A 15,895-nucleotide genomic window follows, 5' to 3' on the forward strand; every position below is an offset into this window, starting at 1 on the left:
CGCCGGTCTCACTCACATCATCAAGTCGAAGTTGCTGACATGGATCGCTGAGGCATCAATCTCCTCCGCATCAGGGACGAAATCTGGCACGACTTTCGTTTCCGGTGGGACAAGAGCAGCGGGCTCATCGGCTGCTGACACGAGCATGGCTGCCGCCACGGAGGAGGAGACCGGGTTGAGTGTAAAGGACGAGATGTCCTGAGCTCCCCCGCTGAACGTCAAGCGCACGACGGTGATTCCCGCATCAAGATCGACCACGACGGTATCGGTTTCCTGGAAGTTCGACCACGTCCCGGTTCTTGGAGTCTCGACAGTCACCTCATCGATCTGCGAGCCATTGGTGAAGGAGACGGACACCGAGCGATTTGGTCCACCTGACTCACCCACGGCCATGGACAGGCTAAGTTCATAGGAACCGGCCTCTTCCACGTTGATGGTGTATTCCAGCCATTCACCGTTGCCGATCCAGCCGACATTGCCACCGCTGGTGACCTCCACCGACGAGCCTGCTCTTCCGCCGTTGGTTCCTCCTTGCAAACCGGCTGCGTCATTGTAGGCGACGCCCTGGCCACCCTCGTCGTAGTCGAGAGCTTCAATTGTCAGTCCTTCAACGTCCAGGACTGGCGCTATGCCACCTACGGGCTGCTGTGTCGGTTGCGCCACCAGGGTAAAGGAGGCTAGGTCCAGCACATAGCCGTTGCTGGCCAAGGGGCCGTCGAAGGTCAGGCGCAAGGTCTGCACGCCCGCACCCAGCGAGAGCTGGATTGCCCCGCTTTGCGCAAAGGCGGCACTGGAGAAATTCGCTCCACCTGCGTGACCGTCCGCAAGCGTAACCGTACCAAGAGGCGTCGTCCCATTCAGCGAAACGGCAATGTTGGCACCGGTGACCGGTGTCTTGGCATTGGCCGTGAAGGAGTAAACGCCTGCCGCCGGCACGTTGATCGTATATTCCACCCATTCACCCGGCTTAACATGGCCGACATCCATACCGGATCCGACCAGTTCCACGGCACGTCCAGGGCGGAAGCTCGTGGCGGCAACACCGCCGTCGAGACCAGGGTTGTCGTTATAGGCGACCCCCTGTCCACCTTCATCGAAGTTGGAGGCGTCTACGGTGAGCACACCATTGGCGAAGGACGGCGCAGCTCCTCCATACGGGGTTTGCGCAGGTGCGACAGGCGTCAGGCTGACGGACCGGTAGTCCTGGCTACCGCCAGAGAAGCTCACGCGCATCACCTGCTCGCCCGCCTCAAGACCGACGGTACCGTTGGAGCGCGATGTAAACGTGCTCCAGCTTGCCATTTGCGGGTTGTCGATCACCTTGGTGACGTAGGGCGTTGCTTCCCCATCCCGATAGAAGGAGACCGTCGCTGAGCGACCCGCGCCGCCACCATTGGCAAGCATCAGCGCAAGGTTGTAGGCACCGGCGGTTTCGACGCTGACCGTGTATTCCAGCCACTCGCCGTTTTGGATCCAGCCAATGTCGCCACTGGAGGTCTGCTCGACATCGCTGCCGGCGCGGCCGCCATTGTTGCCGCCCTGTAGGCCCGCCTGATCATTGTAGGCGACGCCTTGGCCACCATTATCGTAGTTGCTGGCATCGATCGTGATGCCGTCCCCATCGACCAGGAACGGCGTTCCCAGAAGAGGCTGCTGTGCAGAGCCGGGTGCGGCATATTCATAGATCGTCACGGCGTTCAGTGCCGCGTTGTCTATGTCAGCGACCATGTTGATGCTGATCTGGCCGTTGGTCACGGTGACGACGGCTTCCACCGCGATCGGATCATCGCCGCCGGCGGCTGCGAAGGGATCAAGATTGTTGATGACTTGCTGACCGTTGATGAAGGCGTCGAACTGGCGCATCCCGGCAGTATTCCAGTACGTTTCCTGAGTATGAAGCACCACCACATAGGTGCCATTCGGTACCTGGATGGTCGCCGTCCAGTTGGATCCATCCTCATAGGTCTTGAAGGCTGATCCCGACGTTGCGTTCGCTCCGTTGGGGTTACCTTGATCATCAGTGCCCGCGCCCGGATTGACGCTGCCGGCAATAGTGACGCGCGGGTCGTTCTGTGCTGCCAGTGCGACACCGAGTACCGGATCGTTGGCAATGGCGCCGCCTCCGAAATTGATCCCGAATACGTAGTCGCCACGGTTTTCGCCGCCTGGCTCTTCCGGTTCTTCGGGTTCTTGCGGCGTCGTGTTCGGGTCGAAGAAGTTGACCGTCCCGTCGTTGTCGCCGTCCAGTTGCAGTGCATCATTGATATCGTCGCCATTGGCGTCGTTTGCCGCCGTCAGTTCGTACGGCTTGACGTTCTTTATGACGAACATGTGGTCGTTGTAGTCGTAATTGCCGGCGCCTGGGTAATCCTGGATACCGATATAGGTCCCTTCGATGACATTGCCCTCGGCATCGAGCGCCTGGAAGTATCGGATCAGGTGGCCCTGACTGTCGCCGACGAGGTGACCGAAATTGGGGTCAATCTTGTTGGCTTCCGGATCGCTCCAGGAAGAATAGGTGGGCCGGCCATCCACGGAGATGTAGATCCCGAACGGACCGTTCTGGTTGATCGTGCCGCGCGCCACCGCAGCTCCCGCTCCGCCTCCGGAAACCAGTTGATCGGGCAGAACCGTCTGTCCCTGCTGGTCGTCATTGGCAAAGAGGTTGGTGACCGTGGATGAATTGAGCCCGTGGAAGCCCAGACGTGCCACATTACCCTGGTTGAGGAAGGCGGCGATCTGGATCACCTCGACCGGCCGGGAGTTGTCCAGCCGCTGGAGATAGGGCAGCAGGACCTCGTCTCCAACGGTCTCGACTACGCCGCCTCCGGCGAGCTCGCCCTGCGCGATGTCGGTGCTGTAGCCAAAGGCTTCGACGATCTGGGCGACCGTTGGTTCGGAATTGTTCTCCGAAAACTCCTGCGCCAGACCCGCCAGCTGGATGACCTTGACCGCATCTGAGAAGTCGTCCGAGGTGATGGTCAGGGTCGACTTAAAAAGATCCGCACCGGACGAAGTACCCGAATGCGTGCCGATGAAACGCACGGTGATCTGTGCGCTTGCGCCGGCCGCGATGGTGGAAGGTACGTTTCCGACGATCTGGAAATTGGCAGGATCTGCGAGGATTACGCTACTGATGTTGAGGGGTGCAAAGCCGTCATTGCTGATAGTGAAGGTGGCCTCGTTGCGGAAGGCTTGCTGGGTGTTGGCCGGCTGATCGATATTCGTGAAGACCAGACGATCATCTGCGGCCGCATCATCGAGGCCACTGACCCGCAGATCCTGGCCGAACCCGACAGGCTCGACGCCCTCTATCACGAACATGTTGTCGTTATAGTCGTAGTTGATGCCGGTGTAGTCCATGATCCCCAGATAGACGTTGGGGATGACGTTCCCGTCGGCATCCAGGGCCTGGAACATCTTCACCGTGTGCCCCTGCTGAGCCCCTTGAACGAGCACGTCGCCGCGTGGGTTGAGCCGGGGATCGGTCGAAAGACCGGCCACGGAGATGCCGAAGACCTCGTTGCCGACCCAGTTGTCTGGGATGCGGCCATTGCCGATCGTGGTCGTAGCGTAGCTCGTGTCGTTACCGGCGTTGGGCAAGAGACGCTGGTTGTCTACGCCCTCGTGGTTCCAGAGCAGGACGTTTTGGCCCTTGTTGCCTGGATTGTGGATGTGAACCGTGGCGCCACCAGTGCCGTGGAAGGCAGCGATGTGGGTGATCCTGGCTTCCGAGACGCCGTCAGCCAATTTCCAGTAAGGCGAGAGCACTTCGGTCTCATCGGTTTTGGCGAAAACGTCATTCGTGGAAAGAGCAGAATTTTCGCCGCCGCCCGTTAGGCGAAGCCCGTCAATGACGTTGCCGAAGCCGAAGATTTTCCAGACTTCGTTGACGTTCGGCTCATGCCCGCCCTCGTCACGAGCCTGCCAAAAGCCCGCAAGATCAATCGTTGTCACCGGATCGTCGGCATCATTGGTGATGACCTCAAGCTTGCCGGTGAAGACCGTGGAGGTTCCGTCGATGTTGGATGTCGGCGGGGTATAGGCGGCACGATTGAACAGAACGGTCACGTCGATCGCCTGTCCCGGTGCCAGAACCAGCCCCTCAAAGATCGAGGGGTCGGCGAGGGTAAAGGGACCATCAAGTTCATAGTCGATGAAGCTCAACGGTTCCGTGCCGGTATTGCTGATCCGCACGGTCCCCGTGTCCTTGAAGTCCCGGTCGGGGGCATCAGGATCGACAGCGTCCGGATTCTCCAGGTAGCTGAAGTGCAGACGGTTCTCGAAATAGGCAGGATCGAGGCTTTGGACGCCGATATCGGCATTGGCATTACCCGGCGCAGGACTGATGTCGAGGTAGTCGAGCGCGCTTGCTCCAGGTGCATCCGATACGATCCGCATCCGGTACTGTGTGCCGGCTTCCAGTTCGAGATAAACCGACTGTTCCCCGGCTGTGCCGGTTCCGGGGAAGGCGCTTTCATCCACCTCGACGCCGTTGAGGAACCATGTGAGGCCCTGGCCATTAGCCGCATTGGCATTGGCAGCCGTGTCGAGCTTGTAGACGCCGTTCGCATCGACAGTGAAGAAGAATTCCACGGTGCTGCCGTTGATCGTTTGTGCCGAACCGCCCTGCGTTTCCAGCTCGATGCGGCCACTGCCGGCAATATCGACATAGTCGGGTTCGAAGACGGCGACCGGCTCCTTCGTGATGCGGAGCTGGTCCACGTTGGGACCGACTCCCCCCGGTGCGGTAAGGGTGATCGTGTTCACCCCGGCGGCGAGCTGGAGGCTCGCCGACTGGGCGCCCCAGACGGTTTCTGCGGTATTGCTGTTTGCCGCAAACGGCAGGGTCTCGAAAACCTGCCCGTTAACCGAGACTGTCATCGGCCGGGCAACCTTGCCTGCTCCCAGCGCATAAAGGATATCGATGCCGTAGGTTCCTGCCGCACCGACCTCTACAGTCCAGGTGATGGTTTCGCTGTCTGGCCCAAGGAAGTCTACGAAGTCGCCTGACTGGTCGCGATCTTCCGAAACGACTGCCGGTGCACCACCGAGCTCGGCGTTCTCCGCTTCGTAGCGAAGATAAGCGACGCCATCGACGACCACCTCACCATCATTGGGGACGGTTTCCTCCTCTGCCGGGACCAGAACCACCAGTTGATCGATGTTGGGACCGGTGGCGCTGACCGAACGCAACGTGACGGTGTTCTGACCAGCGGCAAGCGTGACCGGGATCTCAACCTCTGACCACAGTGTCCAGCCATCGACGTCCGGTCCGGTCGCCGTAGGCGCAAAGGACTGTAGCTTGACGATGGAACCGTTGACTTCGAGCTGAAGAGGCCGGTCGGCGGCCGCGCCGTTGGAATAGCGGAACTTCAAGATTGCGCTGCCGGCATTGTCTGCGGCGAAGGTGAAAGTGAGATAGTCGGCATTGGTGGAGCCGAAGTCGGCATAGCCGCCAGGCGTCCCGTCCAGGTTGTCGGTATTGCCGTCTGTGCCGTAGGCTCCTGGGCGCAAGGCATCCACATAGCCTTCCCCATTCACGCCGGAACCGGTTTCGCGGTTGAAGGCGTCGCGGATCTGGATCTGGGCATTGCTTCCAGTCGGCACGGTGACCGACGTGCCGTCCCCGGGGGTACGATCCTCGGCCTGAATAGTTACGAGCGTCACGTATTGCGGCGTGGTCGGCTCATCGCCCGGCGTGAACTGAACCGTGGTGGCTGCCTCGTTAAGGGCATCGTCAGTCACCCTGATGCGAGCGGTGACGGGGCCGGTGAGGCCATCGAGGTTGACGGTGAAGCGGTTCTGTCCGTCGAGAGTCACGGTGGTCTCGGGGCCGCCATTGAACGACACCCGGATCGCGGTGATGTCGCTGTCGAGGCCATTGACCTGGAAGACGGCAGCAAGGGGATCGCTGACATCAAGGGCTACGAGCGCCAGGTTCCCACCCTCGTCTGCGGTGAGGTCTGCAGTGACGCCGCCGGGTGCTGGTGTGAGCAGGATGAGCTGGCTCGCTCCGGTGCCGCGGTTGAGCGTCATGAGGTAAAGCTGTCCCGTGACCGGGTTCTGTATGATATCGAGCGGATCGATGTAATCGTCAATCACGGATCCGTCGGGCCGGCGCAGCACATCGTCGCCGATGATGTTGCCTTCGGCATCGACACGGATCATGCGGACATTGTCGCCGGTCGAGAACTGGGCAAAGAGGATCGCGCCCTTCAGGTTCGAGCCGAAGGCATTGCCGGTATATTCGATCGCACCGTTTGGCGAGCGGTTGTAACCAAGGTTGTAGACGCCATCGAGGTCGTAGTTCTCGTCAGTCTCCACACCCGTCTGATATCCATCGGTATTGCGATTGCCGTCATTGCCGCCGACGACTTCGTTGGGATCGAGACCGGACGTCGGATTGCCGCCGTTCAGAACGTATTCGTCCCGCAGCACGTTGGGGTGGCCGTAATATTTCCCTTCCTCCACGGTGAAGAAGTAGTCGTATTGCTTGGGCGAGTTGCTGATGACGGTGTCGAGACCTGGTTGGGTCGGGTCCTGCGGCGTCTTTCCGCCCGAGGCGGTCCCGTTGGTGGGCACGTAAAGATGACCGTTCGAATGCCATACCAGGTCGTAGGCGTTGCGCACACCCGTGGCGTAGATCTTCAGGACGGCGTCGGCCGCAAATGGGTTGTATGAGCCAGGATAAGTACCGTCGTCGTTGAATTGGCTTGCCGGGAAGGTCGTCGTCGGCACGTCCTCCAGATCGACCGGCTCGGTACGCACATCGAACCCACCGTTTGGCGCGGTACGGGTTGGGTCGATCTCGAGGATCGCAGCGTTGAGCAGACGTTCGGGGCGGCTGCCCCAAGCGGCATCGGGTGCACCGGCGGCAGAGTTTGAGCCTTGGCTGAGATATAGCAGATAATCTGGTTCGCCTGCCTGTCCGGCATTCGGGTTGGCTCGGAATTCGAGGCTATTGGTCAGGTGGTCGCCGCCGGAGCGCGGCAGGCCCCAGATGTAGGTTTCGGCCTGTACACCTTCGAAAGAGCCGCCATCGCCCAAGGTGATCTTGCTCACGCGCCCGGAGAATTCCGGCGTGTCGAAGGCCTTGGACTCGCGCGGGATCGGGGCGTTGTCGGTGATCCAGATCGTGTTGGGGTCTTCGGGGTCAAAGACGAAGCCGACAATGCCGCGGCGCTCGCCATTGCCTACGTCCAGATAGTCGTGACTCAAGGTCTCCTGCGAAGCTTTGTTGATGGTGCCGTCGGCATTGACGTCCCAGCGATGGATCTCGCCGGTGATGGTTGCGACATAAAGCTTGCCGTCCGGCCCGAACTCGATTGCGGTATAGCCGCCTGCGCCATCGGCGAACCCGTTGGGCAGCGTCTGGGTACTGAACGCCACTTCCCGCGGCACATCTTCCTGCGCCTCGCCGGTTACGAATGTCGTGGTCAGGTCCTGGAACTGGCGCAGGGCACCATTGGGGTCCGTGATGCTTCCCAGGTCCATCACGTCCTGCACTTTGAGGGTATAGCTCGTGTTTTCCTTCAGTTGCTCAAGTGGGCGAATGGTGAGCGAGTCGGCCCCACCGCTGATCTGTACGTCGATTTCGACCTCCACACCGGTCAGCGTCTCGACGAGCTTGATATTTTCCACATGGGCGATGTTAGGGCCGCGATTGCCGTCCGCCTGCAGCTGAACCGCGACGACGAAGCTCGAGCTTGGATCAATCCCGGTCGGAAGCGAACCATCTTCACCGATGCTGATCGGCACCTGGCCATCGAGCGAATCGGCCATGGGTGCGGCGAACAGTGAAAAGTCGAGATCAGCGCTTCGGCCGTCATCGGGCGTCAGGTCGGGGATTTTCTCGATCTCCAGGTACTGGATCTCGGTGTTATAGCCTCCGATCGAGTCGATGGTCAGTCGGCCGTCCGTTACGGTGACGATGCCGGTGACGAGCGTGGAGCGGAAGCCCTCGCCATCCTGCGCGCTGTTATAGGCGCTTCCTGTTGGCGACTGACCCTCGAGATTGGCCGGCGTGAAGCCGGGCATGAAGGATTGGCCTTCGACATTAATAACGTAATTGCTGTCATAGGCACCGCCCGTGTCCCCGATGGACATCGTCAGCTGATAGGTGCCGTCCTCCAGCGCCATTTCCCACGCGCGTTCATTGGTCGCGGCCGATGCCCCCGGATATTCGAAATGGGCATAGGTCTTCTGAAGGTTGCTGGCCTCAGCAACGTCGTCCTTGTAGCGCATGGAGCCGTCGGGCTGGGCGAGCGCATTGTGCGTGACTGTACCGCCTTCCACGTCGACCCAGCCATAGGTGAAGCCGTTGTCGCGATCGCCATAGCCGGCGCCGGTGTCGGCGACGTAGCCTGATGGCGTCTGGTATCCCGCTGGCGGTGCGAACTGTCCCGAGCCGGGCGCCGGTTCGAAGTTGATTTTGATGATCTCCTCGAAGCGGATCTGCTCGCGTGTGTCGACCGGCTCGCTGCCATCGCGGCTGACGGTGATGTTGTCGATGTTAGGCCCGTTGGCAATCGTGTTGCTGAACGCGATCGTATTGCTTCCGGCTGCAAGTTCGACGTCGATCGTGACTTCGGCCCAGCTCGACCAGCCCTGGTCGACGGTGCCCCCCGGTGGAATGGTTGACGGCAGATCAACAGTGTATTCGCGACCTCCCACATCGACTGTCATCGGCCGGGTCGTGGTGCCGCCATTGGCGTAGCGAATGGTCAGTTGGTATGTGCCGGCCGAAGGTGCTTCAAGACTGAACGACGCGCTATCGCCGACGTCATTGCCCATGTCGAGATAACCGGCCCCTTCGTAGCCCGGCCGCAAGCCAAACTCGTCGAAGGCAAGACCAGCCCCGCTGTTGGCGCTTGTTGCCTGAGGTTCGTTGTTGTCGGGCGTGCGGCCAACCGTATCGGCAGGTGTGCCTGGCGTGGCTTCAACATCGCTGACGTCGAGCTCTTCTCCTTCGATCTCGAAGAGGAAGGGCGGCACCACATCGCCGCCAACCTGAATGGGCATGGAGGTGGACGCCTCATTGCCCGCCTCGTCGGTGACATAGACTGTCGCTTGGTAGCTTCCGGTGGCAAGGCCGGAGCCATCAACGACGAAATCTCCATCGGCATCGGGAAGGACGGTGACGCGCGTATCTCCGCCATCGAAGCTCACCTCGACTTTGACGATGTCGGCGTCGCGTCCAGCAATGTTGAAATTGATGGAGTCCTTGTTGGCGCCGGTCAGGACGCCGTCTGGGCCTGACAGGAAGAGATTGCCGTCTTCATCGGCCGATACATCGCCGCTGTTGAGAATGCGGGTGATCTCAAAGGAATCGAGGTTGGGTCCGGTATTGGCCCCAGCAGGAATAGCGAAGGAGATCGTATTGCTGCCGGCCTGGAGTTGCACGGTGATCGTTTCAAAGCCCCAGTTGTTGAAGCCCTCCGCCGGGCCCTGGCTATTGGTGCCGGTGGCGACGAAGGCCATCTGGACCGGTGCTGCGCCATTGACGACGAGATCAAGAGGACGAGCGGTATTCGTCGCGTATCGCACCTTGATTTCATAGGCACCGGCTGCCGGCACCTCGAATGTATATGCGGCGCGGTCGCCGGCGGTGTCGCCGTAATCGAGATAGCCGGTTCCGGTGAAGCCCGGGCGCAAGCCGTCAATCAGGCTCGCATTGTTGCCGGTCTCGGGATTGTCGGCATCGCGGATGGCAGTGTCAGTATTGTTGCTGTCGGTGTCGAAGCTCGTCACCAGCCCGGACTCGGCCTGGATCAGGAGGCTGAACGGTTCCTCCGGTTCAGCCCCCGGTTCTGTGACCGTCACCGTGAAGGAGACGGAGTTCGACTCCAAGTCCCCGTCGCTCGCAAAGACTTCGAGGGTGTAGACACCCGCTGCAACACTGTCAGCGATCTGCAACTGCCCATCTTCAAGCGTGAAGCCTTCCGGCAGACCACTGCCGTCGGCAAGCCTTGCCACAACCGTCAGCTCCGCATTGGCATCGGGATCGGTGAAGGCAAGAGGAGCAAGATCGATGCTACCTCCGGCGCCAGACACAAAGCTGACATCAGCGATTTCAGTGCCGTCGAGCAGCACCGGTGCCTCATTCACGTCGCCCACAGCGATCGTCAGGTCTGTCGTGGTCTGAAGCCCCTGGGCATCGGTGACCATAACGGTGACGGCGACGGTCTCGGCCGCTTCATGGTCGAGGCTGACTCCGTCGGCCAGCCGGATCTGGTCGCCCTCGATGACAAAGCGGGCGTCGGTCGTCGAATAGGTGAGCGCTGATGTGTCGCCGTCTGGATCCGTGGCAGACAGGGTACCGATAACGGCGCCTGCGGCGTTTTCGTTCACGAGGTTGGGATCAAGCGAGACGGCCGAGGGGGCGATCTCCGGTGCCTCGACCTGCGTAAAGGTCAGTTTATCGATCCGCAGATACTCACCGGCGTCGGACTGCCCGGTGATCTGCGCGACCGCGTCTGCATCGACGAAGACGGCAGTGGTGAAGGTAATGGTCTTCAGGTTGCCTGCCTGCCCGGCATTGCCGCGCGCAAGCGAAGGATTGTCGAAGGTTCCCGCCTCGTCGAACGCCAAGTTCTGCGCAAGTACCGTGTCCCCGATCTTCAGGGAGAAGCGCGCCGTCCCGTCTGTCTCGTCGTAGACGGTGATCGTGACCTCGTACCAGCCTTCGACAATGCCGTTTTGCGAAAGGTTGGTGGAGATGCTGCCGGCTTGGCTCGGATTTGTCCGGATCGCCTGGTTACCCGAAGCACCCGGCGCGGCAGCGGCGTAAAAGCCGCTCGCCTGGCCGAGGCCGGTAAAGGCTTCTGCTTCGACTGTGATGACGTCACCGACCGTTGGACCGGCGATGAGGAAAGGCAACTGCAATTCGGCGCGTGCCCCGTGAGGATCTGTGGCAACGATGGTGATAATGCTGGCAGCCTCGCGCGGCGTACCGACGATCACGCCCTCTTCGTTGAGGCTTAGACCCGCAGGTAAGCCTTCAACGGAAAGCACCAGCTGCTCATTATCGGCATCGGAAAAGGCATCTGCGAAGAGATAGAGGTCAATACCCTCGATTTCCTGACCCACTTTGCCGAAGAAGGGTTCGAAGGCGGCGTTCGCATCGACGACCGGGGCGTCGTTGACGTCCTCGACGGTCAACTGGAAACTGTCTGAGGTTTGAGCCTGGCCATCGCTGGCGGTCACCGTCACCAAATAATTTCCAGGGGCGACGTCGAGCTGCCCGACCAGGCTTCCCTCGACGATCTGAAGGCCTGCGAAACTCGGCATCGGATTCCCGAGAGCATCAACGACCGTAACCGTGTAGGTCAGGTTGTCGCCGTCCCGGTCGATGAAGGGCAGGTCAATCTCCAGGGGCCCGCGCTCGGGCAAGGTCACGTCTGCGATACCGCCTGCCAAGACGTCCGGCGCATTGTTGGATTCCCCTGCCGCGTCACCGTCGAGCAGCTGAACATTCTTGAAGCTGACCGATCCGATGCCATCGCCTGCGTAGTCATCATCGGCGATGAAGACCAGCGAGCTGATCGTCTTGCCCGCATGCGCCGACAGATCAATGGCCACCTGGATTGTCTGTCCCGGGCTGCCCGCACCATTGCGCAGGTCGATAAAACCTGCCTGGCCCTGGCTGCCGCCGATCTGGTAGACGGAACCGTCCGACATTTCGAAGGGCGAATCATCGTCGTCAAATCCGATGGCAAGGATCTCCGGCAGCGTGTCGCCGATTGTCACCGTCGCGACAAGCTTGGTGCCGGTGGTGATGACGTAATCGCCTCCGATCGGCGCACGCTTCCAAAGATTGCCGTCCAGATGAAGGGTGGCACCTTCGTCGGCGACACTCGCTCCGGCTCCCCGGTCCTGCGTGCTGTAGGAGGTGAGTGTGGCTGCGTCGAAGACGACATTGCGGGGAGCGACCTGCTCCGCAACGTCGATAACGGCGATCGTGACCGTTTCGGCAGTCGACAGCTCGCCATCGGAAGCGGTGACCTGCAGCTGGATGCTGGCTTCTGCTTCAAAGTCGAAACTGGCGCCCTCTGCGACGATGATCTGCCCACCGGCATCCACCACGAAGCGGTCGTCGCTGACGGTGTAGGACAGGACGTTTCCATCCGGATCTGTTGCGGCAACAGTGCCAATGACCGTACCGGCCTGCGCGTTCTCGGCCAGGCTCAGTCCGCCGGTGACGGAAAGCTCTTCCGGCGCTTCATTGACGTCGGTGACCGAGACAGTGATGAGCTGCGTGACGGTGGAGGTGCCATCACCAACGGCAACCTCCACCTGGTACGTGGTGTCGCCGCCCGCGGCGGCCTCGAAATCGGGGCTTTCCTGGAAATTCAGTGCTCCGGTTACCGGATCGATCTGGAAGAGAGCATCGTGGGCACCGTTACCGGTCAAGCTATAGGTGAGTGCTGCGCCGTCGCCATCGACCGCGTTCACATCGAGGACCGAGGTGGTGTTTTCCACGATACTTGCAATCGCAGCGCTGGTGATGACGGGCATGAAGAAGGAGGGCGTGCCGCCGGGCTGCGTGATCGCCACGGCATCAATATTCGGTCCGTTGAGCGAATTTCCCGGTATCGACAGAACCACGCTGTTTGGACCGGCCGAGAGATTGACGGAGACGGTCTGGAGCATCCAGTGGCTCCACGGGTCAGCCGTTCCCTGGGCGTGGGCAAAATTGAGGGTGCCTTCTGAGCTATCGTTGACCGACAGGGCCAGCGGGCGTGGCGCCGTGCCGCCGTTAGCGTAACGGAAGTGGAGCGTATAGGTGCCGGCGGTAGCAACCTCGAAGTTCAGGGTCAGGGAATCGCCTGCCGAGCCTGTATTGGAGCCGAAATCGACATATCCCGTTCCCGTCGAGCCTGGGCGCAGGCCGCTGGCGTCGAGGACCTTTCCGCCCGGAGACTCCGGATTGTCGGCGTCGCGAATCTGGGTGTCGTTGGCCGGTGCCGCCACATTGTCGATTTGATCGATGACGACCCCGTCTTCTGCCTGAAGGACATATGGTGAAAATGGCTCCGGCTCCGCGGCAGGCGCGGCCTTTGCAACGGTGAACGTCACCGGCTGCGATTGCAGGATACCGTCGGTGGCAAAGATCTCGATCTCGTAGCTGCCGGCCGGCACGTCTTCTGCGACGGCGAGCGCGCCTCCCACGATCGTGATTCCCTCAGGCAGAGATCCTCCTCCGGCAAGGCGTGCGCCCAGCGTCACAGCGTCGCCATCGACGTCGACAAAGGTCAGCACATCGAGCGCCACTGTGCCTCCCGATGCTGGCAGGTCCTGATCATCCAGGTCGCCGGCAAGGGCGGGCGCATCGTTGACGGGCGCAACATTGACTAAAACGGTTGCGGTGGCGCTCGCCGTCCCGTCAGACACCACATAGGTGATGCTTGCCGGGCCATGGAAATGAGGGGCCGGCGTGAAGACGATCTGGGTGCCGGACACGACGACGCTCCCCTGGGCGGCCGGTACGCTTGCAGTGACGGTCAGGGAATCGTCGTCGGCATCGTCAATCAGGTCAGCGACGTCGATGACGATCAGATTGTCTTCATTGGTCGAAGCGCTGCGATCTTCAGCGGTCGGCGCCGTATTGGTCTCCTCCGGTTCTCCGGGGGAAACGAGGTTGAACTCGATCTTGTCGAGGTTGGGCCCATTGGCGCCAACCAAGGTGAGGATATTCTGCCCCGCCTGCAGCTCGACGCTGACCGTCAGCGTCTCGGCACGCCAGCCCTCGAAGCCGGTCGGATCGGGCGCCGTGCCGGCGTCATTTCCATCGCTCGGACGCACACGTGCCGAGATGTCATCGTAGAACTCGGGATAGGCGCCCGGTGCCGCCGTCGGGGGAAAGTTGAAGGTCCCGAGAACTTGGCCATCGGCATCGCGCAGTTCAAGCGGTCTTGGTGCTGCACCGCCATTGGCATAGGTGATCGTGATCTGGTAACTTCCCGCGACAGCTGCCGTCACGGGTACGATCAGGGTTTGCGATGCCGTACCGCCGGCCCAGTCGAGATAGGCGTCGCCTTCGGCACCGACACGGAATAGTTCCGCCGTCGGTTTGCCTTCCAAGTAATCGAGCGTGATCAGACGATTTTCGGTCGTCGGCGCGGTGGCGACGGCCGGATTGAGGAGGCTCTCTGCCTGAATTACGATCTTCCCGGCGTGGGGCGGGCGAATTTCCAGATAGTCGAGATTGGGCCCGCTGAAGCCGTTTGCCGTAAGTCGAACGGTGTTGACGCCAGCTTCCAGCAGAACGCGTGTCGTCGCTTCGCTATAGGTCGTGTTGGCGCCCGTGCTGGCGAAGTCGAAGATGCGATCCCATACCTGGCCATTGACGTCCAGGCGCATCGGGCGGTTGGTGGCGCCGTTGGAAAAGAAGGCATAGCCAAAGGCTAGATCATAGTAGCCACCCTCGGCCACGTCGAATGTCCATTCGACATATTGTCCCGACCCGATGTTGTGGTTCGATCCGACGCCGGAAAAATCGAGATAGGCGTCACCGCTCGCCGCATCGGCGTTGGGGATGTCGCCGGTTGCAGCCGTGTCAAGGCTGACCGCGGAAGGTTCATCCGTCGTGGTGCCGGTTCCGAGGTTTCCGCGAACTGCGCTTTCGGCTTCCAGCCGCAGGGGAACTTGTGCCGCCGCAGGAGGCTCAGGCAGGGCGGGTTCCGGGACGGCTGGCGTAATGTCATCGGGGGTTTGTTCATCCAGATCAGTCTGCGGCGGCACATCCAGCGCCTGGGCGGGATCCTCTTGCGACGTTGCCTGCGAGCTCATCGGCTGCGCCCGTGGCGCGGGGGCCTCGACGGCCTCGACGGCCTCGAAATTTAACTCTGGCGTTGCTATGTCAACGACGATGTCGGCACGGGAGGAGACGCTGGGTTCGGCGGTGGCGAGGAAGCGGACCTGCCGCTTTCCGCCTGCCTCCTCCTCTTCCGGAACGCTTCCGGTGGTCAACCCAGCCTCTGCCTCGTTCGGTGTGCTGGGGTCGGCCTCGTCGGCTGCGGCAACGGGTGAAGGCTGCATGGGCGTTGGCGCTGCGCTTTCGTGCTGCGGGCCTTCCCGTGGCGCTTCGGTCGAAGACGGCTCGTCGCGCGGATCCGGATGCGGAGGCTCCGAAGCGTTCTGAACGCTCGGGCTCAGCGTCAGTGCGACAGCGCCGACGGCCGCGACGTTCAGACCGGCCAGCGCGCCCGAGGTGAGGTAGGAGCCGAGGGTGCGGCCGCCGACGGCTCCCAGATGGGTAAGGCTGGCAATCTCGGCGCCCGAATTGTTGAGAGAGGTCAATGACAGGATGCGCGCCCCTGCCTTCAGATCGAGGGAGACGACCGCAGTTGAATAGGCTGCCCACGATCCGGTCGGCTGCAGTTCGACGAGCTGGGGTTCCTTTCCGTCGATCGTCACGGTCAAGGCGTGGCTTTGACTATGCCCATTGGCATAGGACAAGGCGAACTGATGAACGCCATCGATCGGGATATCGACGCTGAAGCTCTTGCCTATGGAAAGTTCATTGGCTCCCACGCCCAGTGGCGAGACCATGGCCACTACGGACTGCTTGCGTTTGTCGGAATAGTCCTTCGTGTCCATCTGACCCCTCCATGGATTTGTGCGCGCCCTGCGACGTCGCAGCGTCATTGCTGCGCGGGGTCATTCTTGCGGTGGGGGCTGAATGCACAACTGCTTAAAAAGGCGTTAACAGGACGAATAAGGCCTAGGCGTTTAGACGAGCGCCCTAGATTAGACACGTTTCGGGCTCCGTTTTGCCATGTTCTAGCCGAATTGTGGTAGGGTCACGGAGGAAAGACTAAGCACGATGAGCTAGCTCAGCCGGCGAACGCTTCTACTTTCGCGACCTGTTTCTGTTGATAGTCCGAATGAG

At 61.1% G+C, this 15,895-nt stretch carries 1 protein-coding gene; it reads right to left on the reverse strand.

The annotated features are described in order from the left end of the window. Positions 1-12: 12 nt before the first annotated feature. Positions 13-15,603: a carbohydrate-binding protein gene (locus RTCK_RS06300; protein WP_185927935.1), complete on the reverse strand. Its 15,591-nt coding sequence runs from the start codon at positions 15,601-15,603 to the stop codon at positions 13-15. Positions 15,604-15,895: the final 292 nt, after the last annotated feature.

It is taken from the genome of Pseudorhizobium endolithicum (assembly GCF_902153245.2).
Taxonomy (GTDB): Bacteria; Pseudomonadota; Alphaproteobacteria; order Rhizobiales; family Rhizobiaceae; genus Neorhizobium; species Neorhizobium endolithicum.

Coding starts and splice junctions, on each gene's coding strand:
- RTCK_RS06300 (WP_185927935.1), bottom strand. CDS start 15,603: ATGGACACGAAGGACTATTCCGACAAACGCAAGCAGTCCGTAGTGGCC.